Raw genomic sequence first — 22,318 nt, forward strand, 5'->3', positions numbered from 1 at the left:
GGCTGCCCGGTATCCTAGCGTGTCCATTTCGAGTTACGTGCCCTCGGCGCGCTCCGCGCGCCCGCACACCCCACCTGGAGGTTGTACCGCATGAAGTTGCGTTTGCTTGCCGCCGCGTTGACGGCCATTACCCTGACCGCCGGCGCTGCCAGCGCGCAGGACACCGCGTCCGAGAAGGGCAAGCTGAGCTACGCGCTTGGCTACGACCTCGGCCGCAATCTGGTCGAGAGCGGTGAACAGGTGGATCTGGCCACGGTTTACAAGGGCGTGCAGGACGGCTTCGGCAAGAAGCAGCCGACCGTGCCGGTGGAGCAGCTGCGCACGGCCGTGCAGGCCATGCAACAGCGCCAGCTGGCCAAGGCCAAGGCCCAGTTCGACAAGGCTTCGGCCGAGAACAAGACCAAGTCCGATGCATTCCTGGCCCAGAACAAGGCCAAGGCGGGCGTGAAGAGCCTGCCTAGCGGCGTGCAGTATCGCGAGGTGGAGAAGGGCTCGGGCGCCAAGCCGACCCAGAACAGCGACGTACAGCTGCAGTACAAGGGTTCGCTGGCCGACGGTCGTACGTTCGTCGATACCAACACGCCGCAGCAGGGCCAGCCGGCAGGACCGGTGACCATGAAGGTCAGCCAGATCCCGCTGACCGGCCTGCGCGAGGCGCTGGTCATGATGCCCGCGGGCGCCCGCTGGGAAGTGGTGCTGCCGGCCGACAAGGCCTACGGCAACACGCCGCAGTCTCCGATCGGCCCGAACCAGGCTGTCGTCTTCGACGTCAAGCTGGTGAGCGTGAAGTAAGCCCGAACGCAGCAGGTCGCCCGCCTCGGCGGGATGCGGTGAATCAACCTGCTGGTTTCATGGACCTGCTGGCGCCGACCACGAAGGTCGGCGCTTTGCTATCCGGAAGATGAGTTCCTTCTATCCCCCGTATCGCGCTGTTCTGAGCCCGTGCACCGGCGTATGCATGCTGGGCGAGGACGGTTATTGCCTGGGCTGCCATCGCACCGGCGCGGAGATCGCCAGCTGGCTTCAGATGGGTGACGACGAACGGTTGCGACTGATGGAGACCGAGCTGCCGCAGCGCGAAGCAGGTCGCGGATGAGTCCACATGCGGCCCGGATCGATGCGATCCGGCGTGCACTGCATCCGCCGCACGCCATCCCGACGGGTCCGGCCTGGAACCAGGCGGAACTGGAGGGTTTGCTGCCAGGTAACAGCGCCCTGGTTCCCGCGGCCGTACTGGTGGGCCTCGTGGCCAGGACCGATGCGCTCAATGTGCTGCTGACCCTGCGCACCGACGATCTGCGCAACCACGCCGGTCAGGTGAGCTTTCCGGGTGGACGGGTCGAGGCAGCCGATCCGGGCCCGGCAGCGGCAGCGCTGCGCGAAGCCCGCGAGGAGATCGGCCTGCAGCCGGCCCAGGTGGAGCCGCTCGGCTGGCTGGATCCGCTGGCCACGATCACCGGGTTCCGGGTGCTGCCGCTCGTGGGTCTGGTGCATGGGGACGCGGAACCGGTTCCCGACCCGCGCGAGGTTGCCGCGGTGTTCGAGGTCCCGCTGGCGCACCTGCTCGCCCCCGCCAACCTGCGACGGGTGCCGATCGACTATCGTGGACGCACGCGGTACGTGCTGGAATATCTACCGCACGACGGAGGGGCCCGGATCTGGGGAGCCACGGCGTCGATGCTGCACAACTTCATGGACCGGATGGACCGGCGCGCCTCCTGAGCGCGCGTTGGTGCGCCAGACAAGAGAAGGGATCCCAATGGCAGGTTGGACCACGCTGGTACAGGCCGAAACGCTGGCGATCGCTCTGCAGCGCGACGACGTGATCGTTGTCGACTGCCGTTTCAGCTTGGTGGATCCGAACGCGGGGGAGTCCGCCTACCGGGAGGCGCACATTCCGGGCGCGGTGTATGCGCATCTGGAAAGCGACCTTGCCGCGCCGGGCCAGGCAGGCGCCGGGCGCCACCCGTGGCCTGATGCCGAACAGTTTCGCGCGCGGCTGGAGCAATGGGGTATCACCGCCCAAAGCCAGGTCGTGGCTTATGACGATGCCGATGGCGCCTATGCGGCGCGCTTGTGGTTCCTGCTGCGCGTGTTCGGCCATGAGAAGGTCGCCGTGCTCGATGGCGGCTGGAAGCGCTGGACTTCATTGGGCCTGCCGTCGGAAAGCTTCACTCAGCGTCGGCTGCCGACCTCCTATCGCGGCGCTTTCGATCCGGCGCGACTCGTCGATGCCGGGCAGGTACAGGCGCATGTGGAGGCTGGTGGCCTGCTGCTGGACGCGCGGGCCGCTGAGAGGTTCCGCGGCGAGCAGGAGCCTATCGACCGGGTCGCAGGCCATGTGCCGGGCGCGGTCAACCGCCCCTATGCCGACAACCTGAGCGCTGGCCGGTTCAAGCCGCCGGCCCAGCTCGCGGACGAATACCGCGCCCTGATGCGGGGACGTGCCCCGGAGGACGTGGTCGCGATGTGCGGTTCGGGCGTGACCGCCTGCCATCTGCTGCTGGCAATGGAACGCGCCGGCCTGAAGGGGGCGAAGCTCTACCCGGGCTCCTGGAGCGGATGGATCGGCGATCCGTCGCGGCCGGTCGCCACCGGCGACTGACCGGATCGGGCCGACCGGTCCGGCCCATTCGCACCGCATCGCCGGCGCCGGATTATTTGCCCAGCTTCGCCACCAATGCGCGCAGTCCCGCCTGTGTGTCGGGTGCGCTCCAGGCGTCGAGGAACGTCTCCAGGCGAATGCGTTCGGGCGCCAGCGCCGCGACCAGGTCTGCGCGGGCGATGGCGCGGGTCTGCAGCATCGGCGTGCGCGGCAGCTGCAGCAGCGGTTCGAGCCAGGCGCGGGCGCGCTGGGCGACGTGATCGATGTCGGTCAGCTCGTCCACCAGGCCCAGGGCCAGCGCGGTCTCCGAGTCGACCATCTCCCCGCCGACCAGCAGCCGTTCCGCGCGATATGGACCGACCACGCGCCGCATCAGGTGCTGGATGCCCTCCGGAGCGACCAGCCCGACCTGGGTTTCGTTCAGGCCGATCCGGTACGGCCCCGAGGCCATCACCCGGTAATCGCAGCACAGCGCCAGCACGCAGCCGCCGGCGGGGGCGTGTCCGGCGATCGCCGCGACCACCGGCACCGCACTGTTGGCCAGCGCGCGTGCCGCCTGGAAAAACGCGTCCCAGGCTGCGGCGAGCGCAGCGCGGTTCTCGCCCAAGGCCAGCAGGAAGGGCACGTCCAGGCCGGCGGAGAAGACCTTCGGCCCGCCAGACAACACCAGTCCTTGCGCTCCCGCCGCCGCAGAACCGGTGATCGCACTCGTCAGTGCGCCGCACAGGTCCGGGTTCAGCGCATTGACTGGTGCACGGGCCAGCCGCAACTCGTGGATGGTGCCGTGATCGATGGTTTCGACGAATGTCATGGATGGTGCGTCATGGACGGATGCCGGGTGCCCAGCGGTAGCGGGCAGTGTAGGTGACGCGTGCCTCACCGTTGGCGGGCACCGTAACTTCGAACTCGGCGCGGTGGGCGTCGCGTTTCTTCGCCGGTACGCTGCTGTCGACGATCTCCCATGCGCTCCAGCGCGGGATCGGCTCGACCACCAGCACCGGCGTGGCAATCGGCTTGGCGTTCTTCAGCGTAATGGAGAAGGACTCGGTCATCGTGCGCCCGGCGCGATCGACGCGGAACGCGGTGCGCTCACGTTCGGCGGTCAGGTCGAACGCAGTGCCCACTTCGAGCCGGATCTGCGCACCCTTCGGCGTGTGCGCCAGCGTCGATTCGCCGAGGAAGTCGCGTCCGTCGAAGACGCGAACGCGGCCGCCCGGCAGGGCGCGATCGAGCGCCGAGGCCTTGTCCTTGTTCAGCGAGACGGTGCTCTTTACCGGCTGCGGTCCGGTCTGGTTGTTGAAGCCGGGTTCGATCAGCGGCTGCGGTGGTTCCCACAGCCCGATTTCGGGCGTGGTCTCGTAGGCACGTTCGCAGGCGACGTCGTTCAGCCGTGCGAACAACGGCACCCGTTCGGTGCTGCCATTGGCGATCTCGAAGCCGCCTGGCAGCTCGTAGGCGTGGTATTCGCCCGAAGTGCGTTCCTGCGGCACGTTGCCCGCCATCTGTTGCATCTCGGGTGCCGCGGAAGCCGCCGCGTCGTACCCGAATTCTTCGCGCTGACGCTGTTCGCGCGCCGGCTGACCGGCGACCAGCGTCAGTCTCGCATCACCGAAGGTGACGCCAGAACGGTTCGCCACCAGCGCCGCGCCGTCGAGATCGAGCCTGCAGCCACCGCCCGGCACCAGCGTGGCCAGGTATTCCGCGCGCCAGGCCATGCCGCCCATCGGATAGGACAGTTCGAAGCGGCCTTCGCCTGACTTCGCCGACTGCACGGTCCATTGCAGGGCCGCCTGTTGCGGTATGAGCGCTTCGGCTTCGACCAGGCTGAAGTTGTCGTACTCGCGAATCACCTTGATCCGCCCGTCGTTCAGCGCGAGGGTCAGCCCGTCGCTGGCGCTGACCAGGGTGCCGGTGTCGGTTTGCTTGGCGCCGCCGGAGGTGTGTTCGACCGTCACTCTCCTGCCGGCTGCAGCGGCCAGCACGTCGCGCGAACCTTTCGGTGGGGCGATATAGCGCTGCGACAGGATGCCGATGCCTGCGCCCAGCGGCCGCAGTGTCACGGCTTCGGCATCCATCGCGCGCGGGACGCCGGTGGCGCTGATGCGATTGACGCCGGACTTCAACGTGTATTTCAGCGCACGCTCCACCAGCACGAAACCGGGTGCCGGCCCCTGGAAATCGGCGCCGGCGGCGAGCTGTTCGTAATCGCCGCTGTAGATCGTCAGGTGGGTGCCGGGCTGGGCGGCTTGCGGACTCCTGGACGCCGCGACGGGGAGCGGGTCCGCTCTGTCGGACTGCGGTGCCGCAGAAGGCGATGCTTGTTCGCGGGTACAGCCTGCCATGGAGCAGGCGAGGGCAAGCAGGGGTAGCGCACGATGCATGAGCGGTTCCTGTGAGGCCTGTCGTTATGATAGGCCGATGAACGCTCATCGCTTGGCTTCGGGGTTGGCTGCGTTTTGGATGTGTTGCATCGCGTTGAGCGCATGCGCAAGCGATTGCGCGCCGCGGGTGCGCGAGGGCTGGGTCAGGCTCACGCCAGGCGGCATGCCGATGCACGCCGGGTTCGGCCGGATCGAGAATTCCTGCGCATCGGCGGTGACGATCGTGGCCGCGAGCAGTCCGGCTTACGCCAGCGTGGAGTTGCATGAAACACGCATCGATGGCGGCGTGAGCCGGATGCGCGCGGTCCCCACGCTGCGGATCGCCCCAGGCGATGCCGCAGTGCTCAAGCCCGGCGGGCTACATTTGATGCTGATGCAGCCGAAAGCAGCGCCCAAGCCGGGCAGCAAGGTGGCGATCGAGTTCGAGCTGGCCAGCGGCGGCAAGCTGCTCGGCGAATTCGAGGTGCGCAAGCCGGCGTTGTAGGCGCGTCGCTTTAGCGCGACTGGAGAGCTGGTGAGGCGGTCGCGTCGAAGCGGCGCTCCTACAGCTCCTGCATGGACACGGCCTTCCGGATCGAGTCCGGCAACGGCCGTGGACGCCCGCTGGCACGATCGATCCACACCGCGACCACGTGACCATCGCAATACAGGATCGTTCCATCGTCGCTGGCGATGGCATGGCCGATCGTGACGCTGCTCGTGCCGACGCGATCGACGAACAGCTGCACGACGACCTCCGACGGATACGGAATCGGCTGCCGGTAATTGAGCTGGACCGCCGCAAGCAGCGGCGCGAACTCGTCGGTCACCCAGGCCTCGCCGATGGAGTCGAACCAGCGGATCCGCGCTTCCTCCAGGTAGGTGAGGAAGTTCGAGTTGTTGACGTGATTGAACGCATCCAGGTCGCCCCAGCGCAGTTGCAGCGGCAAGCGGAACAGGGCGGTGCGGTTGTCGAGGCTCATGCGGGCAGGATGTGGGAGGAAGAAAACAGTGACTGCTGGCGGCGCGCGCGCAGCGCCTGCCGCGTTGCTCAGGCCGCCGACCTGCGCCTGGCAGGCTTGGTGTCCAGGTTAAGCGCCTTGGCCAGGAACCGGCCGGTGTGCGATTGCGGCATCCGCGCGACGTCCTCGGGTGTGCCTTCGGCGATGATCTGGCCGCCACGATGGCCGCCTTCCGGACCCAGGTCGACGATCCAGTCGGCGGTCTTGATCACGTCGAGGTTGTGCTCGATCACCACGATCGTGTTGCCGTCGTCACGCAGCTTGTGCAGCACGGTCAGCAGGTGCTCGATATCGTGAAAATGCAGACCGGTGGTCGGCTCGTCCAGGATGTAGAGCGTGCGCCCGGTGTCGCGCCGCGACAGTTCCTTCGACAGCTTCACCCGCTGCGCTTCGCCGCCGGAAAGGGTCGTGGCACTCTGGCCCAGCTTGATGTAGCTCAGGCCCACGTCCACCAGGGTCTCGAGCTTGCGTGCGATGCTGGGGACCGGTTCGAACAGCTTGAGTGCGTCCTCGACCGTCATCTCGAGCACGTCGTGGATGCTGTGTCCCTTGTACAGGATCTCCAGTGTCTCGCGGTTGTAGCGCTTGCCATGGCACACGTCGCAGGGCACGTACACGTCGGGCAGGAAGTGCATCTCGACCTTGATCAGGCCATCGCCCTGGCAGGCTTCGCAGCGACCGCCGCGCACGTTGAAGGAAAAGCGGCCCGCGGCATAACCGCGTGCGCGCGATTCGGGCACCTGCGCGAACAGCTCGCGCAGCGGCGTGAACAGGCCGGTGTAGGTGGCGGGATTCGAGCGCGGCGTGCGGCCGATCGGCGACTGGTCGATGTCCACCACCTTGTCGAACAGGTCCAGCCCCTGCACGTCGCGGTAAGGCGCGGGCTTGTGCGAGGCACCGTTGATCTCGTTCGCGGCCAGTGCGTACAGCGTGTCGTTGATCAGAGTCGACTTGCCGGAACCGGAAACACCGGTGATCGCGGTGAACAGGCCGGCCGGGATTTCGACGTCCACGTTCTTGAGGTTGTTGCCCGAGGCACCCTGCAGGGTCAGCAGCATCTTGCGGTTGGGCTTGTGCCGCGATTTCGGCACCGCGATCTGGCGCTTGCCGCTGAGGTACTGGCCGGTGACCGAACGCGGCGCCTTGAGCACGTCCTCGAACGAGCCCTGCGCCACCACCTCGCCGCCGTGCACGCCGGCGCCCGGGCCGATGTCGACGATGTGGTCGGCCAGGCGGATCGCATCCTCGTCGTGCTCGACCACGATCACTGTGTTGCCCAGGTCGCGCAAGCGGGTGAGCGTGCCCAGCAGGCGCTCGTTATCGCGCTGGTGCAGGCCGATCGAAGGCTCGTCGAGCACATACATCACGCCGACCAGGCCGGCGCCGATCTGGGAGGCGAGGCGGATGCGCTGCGCTTCGCCGCCGGAAAGCGAATCGGCCTTGCGTTCCAGGGTCAGGTAGTCGAGTCCGACGTCGACCAGGAAGCTCAGCCGCTCGGCGATTTCCTTGACGATCTTGGACGCGACCTCGCCACGCCAGCCGGACAGGGTCAGCTGGCCGAAGAACGCCAGCGCCTCGTCGATCGGCAGCACCACCAGGTCCGGCAGCGGCCGGTCGGCGACGAACACGTTGCGGGCGGAGCTATTCAGGCGCGCGCCGCCGCATTCGGTGCAGGGGCGTTCGCTGATGTATTTACTCAGTTCCTCGCGCACCGCGGACGATTCGGTCTCGCGGTAGCGCCGCTCCAGGTTCGGCACGATGCCTTCGAACTTGTGCTTGCGCTGATGGCGGCTGCCCGAATCGGAGATGTAAGTGAAATTCACCACATCGCGGCCGCTGCCATAGAGCACGGCCTGACGCACGTCCTCGTCCAGATCCTGCCAGGCGGTGTCGACCTTGAAGCCGTAATGCTTGGCCAGCGACTGGATCATGTGGAAGTAATACGCGTTGCGACGGTCCCAGCCGCGCACCGCGCCGGCGGCCAGCGACAGCTCGGGATGCACGACCACCCGTGCTGGGTCGAAGAATTGCGCCACGCCCAGACCATCGCAGGTGGGGCAGGCGCCGACCGGCGAGTTGAACGAGAACAGCCGCGGTTCCAGCTCCGGCAGCGAGTAGTCGCAGACCGGGCAGCTGTACTTGGAGGAGAACAGGATCGGGGCCGCGGTCTCGTCGTCCATCGACGTGACCAGTGCGCTGCCTTCGCCCAACTTCAGCGCGGTCTCGAAGGATTCGGCCAGGCGCTGCTTGAGATCCTCGCGCACCTTGAAGCGGTCGATCACCGCTTCGATGGTGTGCTTGACCCGCAGGGCTAGCGGCGGGACCGCATCGATCTCATGCAGTACGCCGTCGACCCTGACCCGCACGAAGCCCTGGGCGCGCAGCTGGTCGAAGACCTGGGCGTGCTCGCCCTTGCGATCGCGCACCACTGGCGCCAGCAGCATCCAGCGCGTGTCGCGGGTCTGCTCGTCCACCCCCAGTGCCAGCACGTGATCCACCATCTGGCTCACGGTCTGCGCTTCGAGCGGGTAGCCGTGGTCGGGGCAGCGCGGGATGCCCACGCGCGCGTACAGCAGGCGCAGGTAGTCGTAGATCTCGGTGATCGTGCCCACGGTAGAGCGCGGATTGTGCGAGGTCGACTTCTGCTCGATCGAAATCGCCGGGCTGAGCCCTTCGATGTGATCGACGTCGGGCTTCTCCATGACGCTCAGGAACTGGCGCGCATAGGCCGACAGCGATTCCACGTAGCGACGCTGGCCCTCGGCGTAGATCGTGTCGAAGGCCAGCGAGGACTTGCCCGAGCCGGACAGTCCGGTGATCACGATCAGCCGCTCGCGCGGCAGGTCGAGATCGAAATTCTTGAGATTGTGCGTCCGCGCGCCGCGGATGCGGATCGTATCCAGCGCCATCAATGGGTCCGGGTTGCTGCGGAGAAGGGCATCACGCCCGCGAACGCCGGGCGATCGACCAGCGTAGCGACTGGGTGAGGTGGGGGCAAACTTGCGATTCGGCAAGATCGCCTGGCGGCGTCTCGCCCGCTGAGACGGCGGGTTGTGCGGCGCGGTTCAGTCGACGGGCGTGGGCGCCGCCGGTCCGGCCTCGCCTTCCGCAACCGGCTCGGTGCCGGTCGCAGGCTGGTCCGTCGCAGCGTCCAGCGGCGGCGCGATCGTGAATTCGACGATGTCGGCCTTGCCTCCACCGTTTGGCTCTGCCACGACGGCCTCGACCTGGTCCGCCCCGATGCCGCGCAGCGCCAGCTGGGTGGCGATCGCTTCGGCGCGCTGTCGGGCAATGGCAGCGCCTTCGCCGTCGCGCTCCGGGTAAACCCGCAGTCGCAGCCGCGCGACCGGTCCAGCAGCGCGGATCGCGCGCGCGCCGCGCGCCAGGCCTTCGATGCTGGCAGGGACGAGCAGGCCACTGTTGTCGTGGAACCGGATTGGAATGGCGTTCAAGAAGGCAAGCAGTCCGTCCCGATCGCCCCGCTCCGGTAGCGCCTGGCGCAGGTCGACGCCCATGAACTGTCCCGCCAACGCATACCCGGGATACAGGCGCTGTGCCTGCCTGAGCAGGGTCGCCCGGTGCTCCTGGCTGAGTTCGCCGATAAGCTCGATCCGTTTGCCCTGCAACTGCAGCTGCCCGCCGCTGCGCCTCAGGGCGCCCGCCAATGGGCCCAGCTCCGCGGCCCAGGGCGGGGGCAGGGTGGCCGGGTCCACGTCGATCGTGCCCTGCGCCGGTCCGGTGCCGTCCAGCGCATCGGTCAGCCGCCGGCGCGTGGCGGCGTCTGCGACGACTCCCAGATAGCGCAACGTGCTGCCCTCGGCGACCAGGGTCAGGCTGGCCTCGGCTTTCGGAATCGGCGTGTGCGGCAGCTCGGAAGCCTGCTGTGGGCGGCTGCAGCCAGCGATCACGGCCATCAGCCCGGCCAACGCAGCGACGAGCGCTGTGCGTCCGCGGCAGGCGGTGGCATACGGGATCGTGGGTGTCATCGGGTAGCGTCTGCGCCGGCTCGCGGCCGCGATGGAATCCGCACCTTACGACAGAGCGCATGACGCGCGACACCTTTGCGCGGTGCAACACCCTGTCAGGGCGTCGCCTGGGCGTTCACCAATGGTGAGGACCGTCCACTGCCCGGCCTGGCGTTGGCGGCCGCAGGCTCGGCTCGCGCCAGGCCCCTCGGTACGACCTCGGCCAGGGCGAATTCGACACGCCCGGCTTTGCCAGCCGGGCCGCCGTCCAGCACGGTCGCATCGAGCCTGCCGGGACCGATGCCGCGGATCGCCAGCTGCACCTTGATGGAGTTCGCGCGCTGGAAGGCGATGTCGCGGTCGTAGTCCGGCATGTCGCTGCGTTCCGGGTGAACGCCCACCTGCAGGCGGAGCTCAGTGTCCGCCGCCTGGATTGCGCGTGCGGCGCGGCTGAGGCCATCCAGACTGCCGGGGGAAACCACCCCGCTGTCGGCCTGGAACGAGATCGGGATGCGGTTGAGGAGGGCCAGCAAGGCAACGTGGTCATCCCCCTCAGGCAGCGCGTGATTGGTATCGACGCCTTCGAACAACCCGGTCAGCGCATGGTCCGGATAGAGTTCGCGCGCCTTGCGCAGCAGAGCGGCCCGGTTTTCGTCGGGCACCGCACCGCTGAGTTCGATGCGCTTGCCCCGGAAATCGAGCATGCCGCCGGGCACGCGGAAAACGAGGAACAGCTTGTCGAGCGCGCCCACCCAAGGCGCCGGATGGGTATTGGGGTCGAGCGCGATCGTGCCTTGGGCATCGCGGCCGTAGACCGATTCGAGGCTGCGCAACAAGGACTCGCGCGTCGCCTGGTCCGCCACGATGCCTTCGAAATGGTAGCGCCCGCTGTTGTTGGCCACGGTCAGCCGCGCGTCCGTCTTCGGCAATGGACTGACCTGTGGTGCCTGCGCGAGTTCTCCGCTCGGCTGCTGCCCGCAGCCGGTGCCGATGACGAGCAGCGCAACCACTGCGAACGGCTGCGCAGCACGCAGCGCGGATCGTATGACCGTGCGGGCCTGAAGCGGAAGCGTAACAGCAGACATGTCGCCCCTCATGCTGGAAGTACTGGCAAGTCGAGGGCCCGGCGAACCGGGCCCTCGTACTGGCGGCAGTCAACGTCGCGAGTTGAACTCGATCTCGACCTCGTCCGAGCACTCTTCGGTGCCCTTGTTGCAGATCATGTAGGTCTTGGTGCCGGTGCCCACGATCCGGAAGATGTCGGTATACGCTCCGGTGTTGCGAGTGGTGGCATAGATCGCGCCGTCGCGGTAGATATCCACCTGGCGCTTGCCCGCATCCCAGGTCAGCAGCACCCGGGTGCGGTGTCCGGACAGCTGGGTCACCGTGGCCGCTTCGCCGCGCGGCCAGTTGGCATCCACGAAGCTCGGATATAGCGAAACGCCGGTCGCGGCGGAGAAGCCCTTGATCCGCACGTAGTAGGTGCCGCTCTCCGGCGCGGGGAAGTAGCAGGTTTCCTCGTTCCCGGAGCGGAACGGCCGGCAGTCGTAGGCCGTGTCGGTCGGTCGCTGGCCCCGGCGAACGTACATGTCGGCATCGCCGGTGCCGCCGGACATGCCGAAGAACAATTGCGACGCGCCGTTGGGCACCTGCAGTTCGTAGACGATGTCCGTGCCTTGGGCGACCTGGATTCCGGTCACCACCACGCCGTTCTGCAGCGGGATGCCCGGCGGCGGCGGCGGCGGCGGCGGGGGATCCGGCGGCAGCGGCTCGGATCCGTTGGCCACCGCGATCGCCGCGCGCGCGTCGATGATGCCGGTGCCGCAGGGCTTGTCATAACTGCACCCGCCGGCGAAACCGCCGTTCGCGTAGGCAGTGTTTTCGAGAATTTCCTCGATCACATCGGGCGTCTTCGGCGTGTCGGCTGCGGCTTGCATCAGCGCGACAGTCCCGGCGACGTGCGGCGCCGCCATGGAGGTGCCCGCGTACCAGGCATAGCCCTCGGTCGTCGGCCCCTGCGTGCCCAGGTTGAGCGTAGACAGCACGTTGTCTTCTGCCGGCGCCACGCCCGATCCGCCCGGGGCCGCCACGTCGACCAGGTTGCCGAAATTGGAATAACCCGCCAGCGCACCGGTCGGACCGACCGCGGATACCGCGATCACGTTCTCGCAGTTGGAAGGGGTGTGGCCCGCGACGTCGCTGCTGCCGTTGCCGGCCGCAGTGACGATCGTGGTGCCGCGGGAGACCGCTCCGTCGATCGCGTCCTGCATCGCCACGGGGCAGGCGCCGCCGCCGCCGAGACTGAGGTTGATCACCTCGGCCGGGGTGGCGTTGTCCGGGACGTTGGCGACGCTGCCGCCGGAGGCCCAGGTCACCGCGTCGACGATGTCGGAGAAGAAGCCGCCGCACTTGCCCAGCACGCGCACCGGCTGCACCCGCGCGCCCGGAGCCACGCCGGCCACGCCCGCGCCGTTGTTGGTCGCCGCGGCCACGGTGCCGGCGACGTGGGTGCCGTGCCAGCTGCTGTCCTCGGGGATGCCGAAAATGTTGCATTCGCCGTCGTGCCAGTCGCCCGGATCGCTGGGGTCGGCGTCGCGGCCGTCGCCGTCGACAGCGGTGTCGATGTCGGCGATGAAGTCGTAGCCGGCCACTTTCTGACCGTCGAGTTCGGAATGCGCGGTGATGCCGGTATCGAGCACCGCGACCACCACGCCGTCGCCCTGGCTGAGGTCCCACGCCGGCTCCAGATTGATCCCGCCGGCACCATTGCCGTAATGCCACTGCTGCGTGTACAGCGGATCGTTCGGGACGAAGGCGGGCTTCACGCGGGCGTCGATGTCGACCGCACGCACGTTCGGATCCTTGAGCAACTCGATCATCAGGCGTTTGGCGGCGGCCCTGCCGAGCTTGCGCTCGGTCCGGATCAGGCTCGCGCCGGTCGCCAGAGTGCGGACCGGCCTGATGCGCACGCCGAGCGCGACCGCTGCTTTGGACAGGGCCTCGTTGCGCGTAGCCGCGGTGAGCCGGGCGCCGCCGTCGCGATAGGTAACGATGAAGCGGTCGGTGCTGGCCTGCTGTTTGGCCGCGAGCTGCGAACTGGCCGGCAGGCCGCGTTGGGCGAAGGTCGCCAGCTTGCCGCCGGAGTAAGCCACCGGGGCGATGAACACCGCGGTCGCCACGGCAAGCGCCGTGAGACCGGTGGAACGGGTGATGCGGATCATGCTTCTCTCCCGAACATCGTGAAGGGGCGTCCCGAGGGTCCCCCCTGTCCTTCGGGAAGTGCCTGATCGCCCCGCCATCCCGGCGGAGCACAATTGGTTGTAGGAATCGACCCGGCCGACCCCGTTTGACCCACCCAGCGGTACGCGGCTGGGCATCCCCATCCCGGCGCCAGCGTTCAGGACCCGCTCGGCTGGCGTTCAGGTTTGACGACGCAGCCGATTCTCGATCGGCGCGGCGGTCCTGCAAGCTGGGGCTGACCCTAGGATCGACCGCGGATGCCGGCCGCCGCCGCTGTCGCGCCTGATTGCCTGCCTGCGCGCCTTGCTGCAACTCGTTGTTCTGGATACAATTCCGCTTCTGTCCGCCCGGCTTTGCACCGGGCAGGGCGGGTCACCATTAGAAGAACTACAGAAGGAAACACCCATGTACGCAGTCCTCGTCACGGGCGGTAAGCAGTACCGCGTGATGCAAGGCGAGACGATCCGCGTCGAGAAGCTCGACGTCGAAGCCGGCAAGGAGATCAGGTTCGATCAGGTCCTGATGCTCGGCGACGGCGAAGGCGTGAAACTCGGCGATGCGCTCAAGGGCGCGCTGGTCACCGCCACCGTCAAGTCCCACGGCCGCGCCGACAAGGTGCGTATCGTGAAATTCCGCCGCCGCAAGCATCATCGCAAGCAGATGGGCCACCGGCAGCACTACACCGAAATCGAGATCACCGGTATTTCCGGTGACGGCGACAAATCCGATAAGAGCAGGTAAGGAGCAGCAGCCATGGCACACAAGAAGGGCGTAGGTTCCTCGCGCAACGGCCGCGACTCCAACCCGAAGTACCTGGGCGTCAAGATCTACGGGGGCCAGTCGATCGAAGCGGGCAACATCATCATCCGCCAGCGCGGCACCCAGTTCCATCCGGGCATGGGCGTCGGCCTGGGCCGCGACCACACGCTGTTCGCGCTGGTCAACGGGACGGTGGAGTTCTCGACCAAGGGCAAGGAAAAGCGTCGCACGGTCAGCGTGGTGACGGCCGCCTGATCCCGGCGACATCCGCGGAAAACCCCGCTTCGGCGGGGTTTTTCATTTGCGGAGGGCGCAATTGCCGCCTTGCCTTGGAGCGCCGGTGAAGCCGCGCTCGGACGACCCACTAGAATTCGCTGAACCCCGCTCACCGAACCTCGATTCCCACCAGCAATGAAACTCGTCGACGAAGCCGAAATCACAGTCACCGCCGGAAACGGCGGCAACGGCTGCGTGAGTTTCCGTCGCGAGAAGTTCATCCCGCTGGGCGGGCCGGACGGTGGCGACGGCGGCAAGGGCGGCGATGTCTGGCTGCAGGCCGACGAAAACCTCAACACCCTGGTCGACTTTCGCCACCAGAAGCAGTTCCGTGCACGCCGCGGCGAAGGCGGCATGGGCAGCCAGATGTACGGGAAGGGCGGCGAAGACGAGGTCATCCCGGTGCCGGTGGGCACAGTCGTGCACAACGTCGATACCGATGAGGTCATCGGCGACCTGACCGAGCACGGGCAGCGTCTGCTGGTTGCGCGCGGCGGGCATGGTGGCCTGGGCAACATGCACTTCAAGAGTTCGGTCAACCGGTCCCCGCGCCGCTCGACGCCTGGGGGCGAGGGCGAGCAGCGCACGTTGCGGCTGGAGCTGAAGCTGCTGGCCGACGTGGGTCTGCTCGGCTTTCCCAATGCCGGCAAGAGCACCTTCATCCGCGCCGTGTCGGCAGCCACGCCCAAGGTGGCCGACTATCCGTTCACCACGCTCTATCCCAACCTTGGCGTGGTCAGCGTCGAGCCGCATCGCAGCTTCGTGATCGCCGATATTCCCGGCCTGATCGAAGGCGCCGCCGACGGCGCCGGCCTGGGCAGCGTGTTCCTGCGCCATGTGCAGCGCACGCGGCTGCTGCTGCACCTGGTGGACATCGCGCCGATGGAAGGCGGGGTGGAAGCCAGCCCGGTCGAGCAGGTCCGTGCGATCGAGCACGAACTGCGCAAATATGACCCGGCGATGCTCGACAAGCCGCGCTGGCTGGTGCTCAACAAGTCGGACCTGATGTTCGAAGACGAAGCGCGCACGCTTGCCGAACAAGTGGTTGCCGAGCTGGGCTGGACGCAACCCTGGTTTCTGACCTCGGCGATCGGCCGCGAAGGCACATGGCCGGTCATGCTGGCCGTACAGACCTTCCTTGACCGGCAGCGTGAAGAAGAACAGGAAGCAAACGGGTGAGCGCTGGCGCGGCCGCCTTGCCACGGCATCGCCGCGGCGGTGCAACGCAGGCAACAAAAAACCCGGCCGGGGCCGGGTTCTGGACGCAGCGGGTTTCGCGCGTGTTAGGCGGCCTGCAGCGCCTTGATGCGTGCGGTCAGGCGGCTCTTGTGACGGGCGGCCTTGTTCTTGTGGATGAGGCCGCGGGCCGACATCCGGTCGAGCAACGGCTGGGCGGCGGCGAAGGCGTCCTGCGCGGCCTTGGCATCGTGCGCGCCGAGCGCCTTGATCACCTTCTTGACGGCAGTGCGGAGCATCGAGCGCTGGGCGACGTTGCGCGCGTTGCGCACGATGGTCTGCTTGGCGCGCTTCTTGGCGGACTTGATGTTGGCCACGTTCGGAATCTCTGGAAAAAGCGGGTTGGAATGGGCGGGTTCGAAAGCGACGGCGCGCGAAAAGCGCAGCCGGCCGGTCAAACGAAGCGGGAAAGTATGGGCGATTCAGGGACTTGGGTCAACGGCCCAGGCACCTCCCTCGGGGCGGGCGGCGGACCTACGGGGGGAGCAGGCCTCGTGGCAGCCACATCTGTGGGAGCGGCCTCGGCCGCGATCGCTCTGGGTTCGGTCGGGATGATGGAAAACGCAATCGCGGCCAAGGCCGCTCCCACGGGGGCCGGGCGCGGAAAGAGCGCTGATCGCCACATCCGGGGGTTGGAGTGAGCGACCCGGTGGATCCGAAGCTCGATCCGGCGGTCGTCTCGCCGGGGGGCGAGGCCGAGGCGTCAGGCAAGCCGCTGCCCAAGGCCAGCTTGCTGCGCTCGACCTCGATCTTCAGCGCCATGACCCTGTTGTCGCGGATCGCGGGCTTCGTCCGGGATGCGCTGCAGTCGCGCATCTTCGGCACCTCGGCGGCGATGGACGCCTTCGTCATCGCCTACCGGATCCCCAACTACCTGCGCCGGATCTTCGCCGAAGGCTCGATGCAGATGGCCTTCGTGCCGGTGCTCAACGAAATCCGCGAGCGCGGCGACCAGGCCGCCCTGAAGGAGTTCATCGACCGCATGGCCGGCGCCCTGTTTGCCGTGGTCCTGGTGGTCGCAGCCGTGGGGATGCTGGCCGCACCGCTGATCGCGGGCGCGTTCGCACCGGGCTCGATGGACGAACCGCAGAAGTTCGAATGGATCACGCAGATGCTGCGGATCACCTTCCCCTACCTGGTGTTCATCTCGCTGATGGCGCTGGTGGCCTCGGTGCTCAACAGCTTCGGCAAATTCGCCCTGCCGGCGGTCACGCCGGTGCTGCACAACCTGACCGTGATTGCGGCGATGCTGTGGCTGGCGCCGTACTTCGAGGTGCCGGCCAAGGCCCTGGCCTGGGGCGTGCTGGCCGCGGGCATCCTGCAGTTGCTGGTGCTGTGGCCGGCGCTGGGACGGCTGGGACTGCGGCCGACCCTGAAACCCGGCTTCAATCATCCCGACGTGCGTCGGGTGGCGAAGCTGATGCTGCCGACCCTGTTCTCCTCTTCGGTGGGGCAGCTCAATCTGCTGGTGGGAACGGTGTTCGCCTCGCTGCTGGTGACCGGCAGCCAGACCTGGCTGTATCTGTCCGACCGGCTGGTGGAATTTCCGCTGGGCCTGTTCGGGGTGGCGATCGGCACCGTGATCCTGCCGCACCTCTCGCGCCGGCATGCCGCCACCGATTCCGCCGGCTACTCGGCCGCGCTCGACTGGGCCCTGCGCCTGGCGCTGCTGCTGGGCGTGCCGGCGGCGCTGGGCCTGCTGCTGCTCGCCGAGCCGCTGACATCGGTGGTCTACCAGGGCGGCAAGTTCACGGCGCACGACACCCACATGGCGTCGATCAGCCTTGGCGCCATGTGCTTGGGCATTCCGGCGTTCATGTTGAGCAAGGTGCTGTCGCCCGCGTTCTACGCGCGCCAGGACACGAAGACCCCGATGCGCGCGGCGCTATGGACCGTGGCGGCGAACGTGGGGCTGACCATCGCCCTGACCACGCCGCTCTGGTACTACCGTGTGGACGGCGCGCACGGGGGAATCGCACTGGCGACTGCGCTGGCCGGCATCTTCAACGCATGGCTGCTGTGGCGCTACCTGCGTCGCGCCGGGATGTTGCAGCCGCAACCGGGATGGAAGGTCTTCACCGCGCGCCTGGCCACGGCCTGCCTCACCATGGCGGCGGTGCTGGTGGCGATTCGTTGGTGGGTGGGCGACTGGACGACGATCGCGAGCATGTGGCAGCGCACCGTGTGGTTGCTGGCCGCAGTGGCGGCCGGCGCGCTGGTCTACGGGGCGACGTTGTTCGCCACCGGCCTGCGGCCGCGGCATTTGCGGCATTGACAGCGAAGCGTCCCGCGGCAGTACGCGGCTTTGCCCGGTCGCGGCCTCCGTCGCCATGCTGCACCGCAGCTATACTCGCCGGTCCTTATGAACAACCTGCTTCGTGACCGCATGTTTCGCGACGCGCAAGGCGGGCCGCTGTGCCCCCAGGGCAGCGTGGTCTGCATCGGCGCCTTCGACGGCCTGCACCTGGGCCATCGTGCGCTGCTGGGCCATGCGGTCGCGCGCGCGCGCGCAACGGACGTGCCCGCAGTGGCACTGAGCTTCGAGCCGCTGCCGCGCGAGTTCTTCGCGCGCGACGCCAAGCCGCCAAGGCTGATGCTGCCGCGCGCCAAAGTGCAGGGTTTGTTCGGATCGGGGATCGACCGGATCGGCCTGCTTCGATTCAACGCCGCCCTGGCTGCGATGTCGCCAGAGCAGTTCGTGCAGCGCCTGCTGGTCTCGCGCCTGGCAGCGCGCGAGGTGTGGGTCGGCCCGGAGTTCCGCTTCGGCAAGGGTCGCGTCGGCGATCTGTCCACGCTGCAGGCGCTCGGTGCGGAACATGGCTTCGCCGCCGGCGCGATCGACCCGGTCGAACTCGGTGGCGAGCGCGTCTCCAGCACCCGCATCCGCGCCGCCCTAGGACAGGGCGACTTCGGGCTGGCCGCGCGACTGCTCGGGGCGCCCTACGCCATCGGCGGGCGTGTCGTCCGCGGTAGCCAGCTCGGGCGCACGCTCGGGTTCCCGACCGCCAACCTGCGCTTCGGCAACAAGACGCCGGCACTGCGCGGGATCTACGCCACGCGCGTGCATGGCGTGGGCGCGCAGCCGTGGCCATCGGTGTCGTCGTTCGGTACGCGCCCCACGATTGATGGCACTGAACCGCTCCTGGAAGCGCATCTGTTCGATTTCGACGGCGACCTGTATGGCCGTCGGATCGAGGTCGAGTTCGTCGCCAGGCTGCGCGACGAAGAGAAATTCCCGGACCTGCCGACCCTTGTCGCGCAGATGCATCGTGACGCCGCCCAGGCGCGCGCGGTTCTTCAGCAGAATTCCCTCCCACAGCCAGCACCCAGGCGAGCCAGCGCGTGAGCGAAAAACAAGACAACCCGTACAAGTCCACGATCCTGCTGCCGGAGACTGCGTTCCCGATGCGTGGCGATCTGCCCAAGCGCGAGCCGCTCACGCTCGCGCGCTGGGAGGGCGAGGACCTGTACGCGCGTATCCGCGAGAAGGTGCAGGGGCGGGCAAAACGCTTCGTGCTGCACGACGGCCCGCCGTACGCCAACGGCGAGATCCACATCGGCCATGCGGTCAACAAGGTGCTCAAGGACATCGTGGTCAAGTCGCGGCTGCTGGCCGGCTTTGATGCGCCCTACGTGCCGGGCTGGGACTGCCATGGTCTGCCGATCGAGCACAAGGTGGAGAAGGAATTCGGCAAGGTCGGCGACAAACTCGATGCCGCCGCATTCCGCGCGAAGTGTCGCGAGTACGCGACCACCCAGATCGATCTGCAGCGTCGCGACTTCCAGCGCCTGGGTGTCGTTGGCGACTGGCAGAAGCCGTACCTGACCATGGATTTCCGCTATGAAGCGGACATCCTGCGTTCGCTGGCCAGGATCATCGAACGCGGTCACCTGGTACGCGGGGTCAAGCCCGTGTACTGGTGCTTCGACTGCGGCTCGGCGCTGGCGGAAGCGGAGATCGAATACCAGGACAAGGTGTCGCCTGCGGTCGACATCGCATACCCGGCGCGCGACGCGCAGGCATTCGCGCGCGCCTTCGGCATCGAGATTCCGGCCGACGTGGAAGTCGCCGTACCGATCTGGACGACCACGCCATGGACGTTACCCGCCTCGTTGGCGGTGAGCGTAGGTGCGGAGCTCGAATACGCGCTGGTGGAAGGCCCCGCACACGGCGGCAGGCGGCGCTGGCTGGTCGTCGCCGAGGCGCTGGTGCCCAAGGCGTTGCAGCGCTACGGCGTGGACGAAACGGTCGTACACGGTCGCGCGACCGGTGCGGCCCTGGAACTGCTGCTGCTCGCGCATCCATTTGCTTCGTTGAGCAGCGCATATGCCGGGCGCGACATCCCCCTGCTGGTGGGCAGCCACGTGTCCGCCGAAGACGGCACCGGCGCCGTCCACACCGCGCCTGGCCACGGCCAGGAAGACTTCGCGGTGGGCCAGCAGTACGGTCTGCTCGAGAAGTACACCGCAGCGCAAATCAATCCGGTCGACGGCCGCGGCGTCTACCTGCCATCCACTCCGCCGCTCGGCGAGGTCGCACTGGCGGGCGTGCACATCTGGAAGGCGAACGAGCTGATCGTTGACGCCCTGCGCGACAGCGGCGCGCTGCTCGCGTTCGCCAGGTTCAACCACAGTTATCCGCACTGCTGGAGGCACAAGACGCCAGTGGTGTTCCGCGCCACGCCGCAGTGGTTCATTTCGATGGAGCAGGCCGGGCTGCGCCGCGATGCCCTGGCCGCAATCCCCGAAGTGTCGTGGGTGCCGGAGTGGGGTGAAGCCCGCATCTACGGCATGATCGAACACCGCCCCGACTGGACCATCTCGCGCCAGCGCTACTGGGGTGTGCCGATCGCACTGTTCTTCGATCGGGAAACCGGGGAGCCGCATCCGCGCACGGTCGAGCTGATGCACCAGGTCGCGGACCGGGTGCAGGTCGAGGGCGTCGAGGCCTGGTATGCGCTGAAGCCCGAAGAAGTGCTGGGCGAGGATGCCGCGCGCTACGAGAAGGTCACCGACATCCTCGACGTGTGGTTCGACTCCGGCGCCAGCCATGAATGCGTGCTGGCCCAGCGCCCGCAGGACGGTTTGCGCAAGCCGGCCGACCTGTACCTGGAAGGTTCCGACCAGCACCGCGGTTGGTTCCACAGCGCGCTGCTCACCGGCGTGGCGATGGACGGCACGGCGCCTTACCGGCAGGTGCTCACCCACGGCTTCACGGTCGACGAGAACGGCAGGAAGATGTCCAAGTCGCTCGGCAACGTGGTGGTGCCGCAGAAGGTCATCGACCAGATGGGCGCGGACGTGCTGCGCCTGTGGGTGGCGGCGACCGACTTCAGCGCCGAGATGTCGGTGTCGGACAAGATCCTGAAGCAGAACAGCGACGTCTATCGCCGGATCCGCAATACCGCGCGATTCCTGCTGGGCAACCTGCACGGTTTCGATCCGGCCGCGCACCTGCGACCGCTTGGCGACATGGTGGCGCTGGATCGCTGGATCGTGCATCGCGCCTTCGAAGTGCAGGAGCGCATCGCGGCCGCCTACGAACGTTATGACTTCGCCGAGATCGTGCAGCTGCTGTCGAACTTCTGCAGCGTGGATCTGGGGTCGCTGTATCTGGATGTCACCAAGGACCGGCTCTACACGATGCCGGAGGATTCGCGCGGCCGGCGCAGCGCGCAGAGCGCGATGTTCCGCATCGCCGAAGCCTTCGTCCGCTGGATCGCCCCGATCCTGGCGTTCACCGCCGACGAGATGTGGAGTTTCCTGCCGGGCGAGCGCGAGGACAACGTGCTGTTCACGACCTGGTACGAAGGGCTGGCCCCGCTGGAAGGCGAAGCGGCCCTGTCGGCGGAGGACTTCGACCAGTTGCTGGCGCTGCGCGAACAGGTCAGCAAGGTGCTGGAGCCGATGCGCGCCAACGGCGAGATCGGCGCCGCGCTCGACGCCGAGATCACGCTGCGCTGCAGCCCCGCCGAGCAGGGCATGCTCGTTAGAGGTCGCCTGGCGCCGCTGGCCGACGAGCTGCGTTTCCTGTTCATCAGTGGCGATGTGCACGTGGTCGCCGACGAAGGCATCCAGGACCTTGCCGTGCTCGCCGTGCCGACCACGAAGATCAAGTGCGTGCGCTGCTGGCATCGGCGTGCGGACGTCGGTTCCGTCGCGGCGCATCCGCAGCTGTGCGCGCGCTGCGTCGGCAATATCGAAGGGCCCGGCGAGGATCGCCGCTGGTTCTAGCGTTCCGAGCCGAACTGGGCCGAACCGGTCCGGCTTCCTCAGCTTCCAGAAACAATGCCGCGCGAACGGCACCCAAACGAGCGATCCATGCCCAACCCGAAACCCAACGCCCTGATCTGGCTGCTCGCGTCCATCGCCGTGATCGCCCTCGACCAGCTGACCAAGCAGTGGGTGCTGTCCTCGCTGCCGGAGTACACCGCGATCCCGGTGATCGACGGGTTCTGGAACTGGTATCGCACCTACAACACGGGCGCCGCGTTCAGTTTCCTGGCCGATGCCGGCGGCTGGCAGACCTGGTTCTTCACCGGGCTCGCCTTCGTCATCAGCGGCCTGCTGGCGTTCTGGCTGTCGCGCACTCCACGCGCGGACTGGAAGACGGCGCTGCCGTTCGCGCTGGTGATCGGCGGGGCCGTCGGCAACGTGATCGACCGATTGCAGCATGGACACGTGATCGACTTCATCCAGTGGTACTGGCGGGACCATTACTGGCCGGCGTTCAACCTCGCCGATTCGGCGATCGTGGCCGGGGCGGTCGGGATCGCCTTGTTCGGCCTGTTCGACGGCAAGAAGGGCGCAAAGCGATGAATGCAGGCAGCATCCTGGGCATCATTTCCTCCCGGT

General features: G+C 67.6%; 18 protein-coding genes and 1 pseudogene. 11 read left to right on the top strand and 8 right to left on the bottom strand.

Annotation, left to right across the window (positions count from 1 at the left end):
- Window positions 1-90: 90 nt before the first annotated feature.
- The 3 genes and pseudogenes from MC380_RS02010 (at window position 91) to MC380_RS02020 (ending at window position 2,605) form a co-directional block, all read left to right on the top strand.
- The gene (locus MC380_RS02010; protein WP_242104352.1) at window positions 91-792 is read left to right on the top strand and encodes an FKBP-type peptidyl-prolyl cis-trans isomerase N-terminal domain-containing protein; all 702 of its coding nucleotides are present in this window, start codon (window positions 91-93) and stop codon (window positions 790-792) included.
- 109 nt (window positions 793-901) lie between these two features.
- Window positions 902-1,722, top strand: a pseudogene (locus MC380_RS02015) (DUF1289 domain-containing protein).
- A 37-nt stretch (window positions 1,723-1,759) separates the two neighbouring features.
- Window positions 1,760-2,605 carry a sulfurtransferase gene (locus tag MC380_RS02020; RefSeq protein WP_242162727.1) on the top strand — a complete coding sequence of 282 codons (846 nt, stop codon included), beginning with the start codon at window positions 1,760-1,762 and terminating at the stop codon, window positions 2,603-2,605.
- A gap of 52 nt (window positions 2,606-2,657) precedes the next feature.
- On the opposite strand, the gene MC380_RS02025 is transcribed toward MC380_RS02020, so the two are convergent.
- Window positions 2,658-3,416, bottom strand: coding sequence for an enoyl-CoA hydratase/isomerase family protein (locus MC380_RS02025; protein WP_242104351.1), 759 nt, complete (start codon window positions 3,414-3,416; stop codon window positions 2,658-2,660).
- A gap of 10 nt (window positions 3,417-3,426) precedes the next feature.
- Window positions 3,427-4,986 (bottom strand): DUF4139 domain-containing protein, encoded by a 1,560-nt coding sequence (locus tag MC380_RS02030; RefSeq protein WP_242162729.1) that lies wholly within the window; start codon window positions 4,984-4,986, stop codon window positions 3,427-3,429.
- A 37-nt stretch (window positions 4,987-5,023) separates the two neighbouring features.
- Here MC380_RS02030 and MC380_RS02035 point away from each other — a divergent pair, with 37 nt between their 5' ends.
- A complete protein-coding gene (locus MC380_RS02035) occupies window positions 5,024-5,470 on the top strand; it encodes a copper chaperone PCu(A)C (protein WP_242162731.1) in 447 nt (148 codons plus the stop codon).
- 58 nt (window positions 5,471-5,528) lie between these two features.
- Here MC380_RS02035 and MC380_RS02040 read toward each other — a convergent pair whose 3' ends face one another.
- From MC380_RS02040 to MC380_RS02060, 5 genes are all read right to left on the bottom strand, one after another.
- On the bottom strand, window positions 5,529-5,948 hold the full coding sequence (locus MC380_RS02040; protein ID WP_242104348.1) for a thioesterase family protein: 420 nt from the start codon (window positions 5,946-5,948) through the stop codon (window positions 5,529-5,531).
- 68 nt (window positions 5,949-6,016) lie between these two features.
- Window positions 6,017-8,896, bottom strand: coding sequence for an excinuclease ABC subunit UvrA (uvrA, locus tag MC380_RS02045; RefSeq protein WP_242162733.1), 2,880 nt, complete (start codon window positions 8,894-8,896; stop codon window positions 6,017-6,019).
- A 156-nt stretch (window positions 8,897-9,052) separates the two neighbouring features.
- Window positions 9,053-9,973, bottom strand: coding sequence for a hypothetical protein (locus MC380_RS02050; RefSeq protein ID WP_242104346.1), 921 nt, complete (start codon window positions 9,971-9,973; stop codon window positions 9,053-9,055).
- 95 nt (window positions 9,974-10,068) lie between these two features.
- Entirely contained in the window at window positions 10,069-11,037 is a 969-nt protein-coding gene (locus tag MC380_RS02055) for a hypothetical protein (RefSeq protein ID WP_242162734.1), read from the bottom strand.
- Between the two features lie 69 nt (window positions 11,038-11,106).
- A complete protein-coding gene (locus tag MC380_RS02060; RefSeq protein ID WP_242162736.1) occupies window positions 11,107-13,173 on the bottom strand; it encodes a S8 family peptidase in 2,067 nt (688 codons plus the stop codon).
- 424 nt (window positions 13,174-13,597) lie between these two features.
- Here MC380_RS02060 and rplU point away from each other — a divergent pair, with 424 nt between their 5' ends.
- The 3 genes from rplU to cgtA all read left to right on the top strand — a co-directional run bounded on the left by rplU (window position 13,598) and on the right by cgtA (window position 15,406).
- Window positions 13,598-13,933, top strand: coding sequence for a 50S ribosomal protein L21 (gene rplU / locus MC380_RS02065; protein ID WP_242104343.1), 336 nt, complete (start codon window positions 13,598-13,600; stop codon window positions 13,931-13,933).
- Between the two features lie 12 nt (window positions 13,934-13,945).
- On the top strand, window positions 13,946-14,206 hold the full coding sequence (gene rpmA, locus MC380_RS02070; RefSeq protein WP_242104342.1) for a 50S ribosomal protein L27: 261 nt from the start codon (window positions 13,946-13,948) through the stop codon (window positions 14,204-14,206).
- A gap of 156 nt (window positions 14,207-14,362) precedes the next feature.
- On the top strand, window positions 14,363-15,406 hold the full coding sequence (gene cgtA / locus MC380_RS02075; protein WP_242104341.1) for an Obg family GTPase CgtA: 1,044 nt from the start codon (window positions 14,363-14,365) through the stop codon (window positions 15,404-15,406).
- Window positions 15,407-15,510: 104 nt separating this feature from the next.
- Here the strand turns inward: cgtA and rpsT are convergent, their stop codons facing one another.
- Window positions 15,511-15,780 carry a 30S ribosomal protein S20 gene (rpsT, locus tag MC380_RS02080; protein WP_242104631.1) on the bottom strand — a complete coding sequence of 90 codons (270 nt, stop codon included), beginning with the start codon at window positions 15,778-15,780 and terminating at the stop codon, window positions 15,511-15,513.
- A gap of 320 nt (window positions 15,781-16,100) precedes the next feature.
- Between rpsT and murJ the strand changes: the two genes are divergently transcribed.
- From murJ to lspA, 4 genes are all read left to right on the top strand, one after another.
- Window positions 16,101-17,738: a murein biosynthesis integral membrane protein MurJ gene (gene murJ, locus MC380_RS02085; protein ID WP_343223514.1), complete on the top strand. Its 1,638-nt coding sequence runs from the start codon at window positions 16,101-16,103 to the stop codon at window positions 17,736-17,738.
- An 87-nt stretch (window positions 17,739-17,825) separates the two neighbouring features.
- Window positions 17,826-18,809 carry a bifunctional riboflavin kinase/FAD synthetase gene (locus MC380_RS02090; protein ID WP_242162738.1) on the top strand — a complete coding sequence of 328 codons (984 nt, stop codon included), beginning with the start codon at window positions 17,826-17,828 and terminating at the stop codon, window positions 18,807-18,809.
- 59 nt (window positions 18,810-18,868) lie between these two features.
- The gene (ileS, locus tag MC380_RS02095; protein WP_242162825.1) at window positions 18,869-21,697 is read left to right on the top strand and encodes an isoleucine--tRNA ligase; all 2,829 of its coding nucleotides are present in this window, start codon (window positions 18,869-18,871) and stop codon (window positions 21,695-21,697) included.
- A gap of 87 nt (window positions 21,698-21,784) precedes the next feature.
- Complete coding sequence (gene lspA, locus MC380_RS02100) at window positions 21,785-22,282, top strand: signal peptidase II (protein ID WP_242104339.1); 498 nt, start codon at window positions 21,785-21,787, stop codon at window positions 22,280-22,282.
- Window positions 22,283-22,318 lie beyond the last annotated feature (36 nt).

Origin of the sequence: Lysobacter sp. M15, from assembly GCF_022662515.1 — a bacterium.
Lineage (GTDB): Bacteria > Pseudomonadota > Gammaproteobacteria > Xanthomonadales > Xanthomonadaceae > JAKPBU01.

Coding starts and splice junctions, on each gene's coding strand:
- MC380_RS02060 (WP_242162736.1), bottom strand. CDS start 13,173: ATGATCCGCATCACCCGTTCCACCGGTCTCACGGCGCTTGCCGTGGCG.
- MC380_RS02030 (WP_242162729.1), bottom strand. CDS start 4,986: ATGCATCGTGCGCTACCCCTGCTTGCCCTCGCCTGCTCCATGGCAGGC.
- MC380_RS02020 (WP_242162727.1), top strand. CDS start 1,760: ATGGCAGGTTGGACCACGCTGGTACAGGCCGAAACGCTGGCGATCGCT.
- MC380_RS02040 (WP_242104348.1), bottom strand. CDS start 5,948: ATGAGCCTCGACAACCGCACCGCCCTGTTCCGCTTGCCGCTGCAACTG.
- lspA (WP_242104339.1), top strand. CDS start 21,785: ATGCCCAACCCGAAACCCAACGCCCTGATCTGGCTGCTCGCGTCCATC.
- rpmA (WP_242104342.1), top strand. CDS start 13,946: ATGGCACACAAGAAGGGCGTAGGTTCCTCGCGCAACGGCCGCGACTCC.
- cgtA (WP_242104341.1), top strand. CDS start 14,363: ATGAAACTCGTCGACGAAGCCGAAATCACAGTCACCGCCGGAAACGGC.
- MC380_RS02035 (WP_242162731.1), top strand. CDS start 5,024: ATGAACGCTCATCGCTTGGCTTCGGGGTTGGCTGCGTTTTGGATGTGT.
- MC380_RS02090 (WP_242162738.1), top strand. CDS start 17,826: ATGAACAACCTGCTTCGTGACCGCATGTTTCGCGACGCGCAAGGCGGG.
- rplU (WP_242104343.1), top strand. CDS start 13,598: ATGTACGCAGTCCTCGTCACGGGCGGTAAGCAGTACCGCGTGATGCAA.
- ileS (WP_242162825.1), top strand. CDS start 18,869: ATGCGTGGCGATCTGCCCAAGCGCGAGCCGCTCACGCTCGCGCGCTGG.
- uvrA (WP_242162733.1), bottom strand. CDS start 8,896: ATGGCGCTGGATACGATCCGCATCCGCGGCGCGCGGACGCACAATCTC.
- MC380_RS02050 (WP_242104346.1), bottom strand. CDS start 9,973: ATGACACCCACGATCCCGTATGCCACCGCCTGCCGCGGACGCACAGCG.
- MC380_RS02055 (WP_242162734.1), bottom strand. CDS start 11,037: ATGTCTGCTGTTACGCTTCCGCTTCAGGCCCGCACGGTCATACGATCC.
- MC380_RS02025 (WP_242104351.1), bottom strand. CDS start 3,416: ATGACATTCGTCGAAACCATCGATCACGGCACCATCCACGAGTTGCGG.
- MC380_RS02010 (WP_242104352.1), top strand. CDS start 91: ATGAAGTTGCGTTTGCTTGCCGCCGCGTTGACGGCCATTACCCTGACC.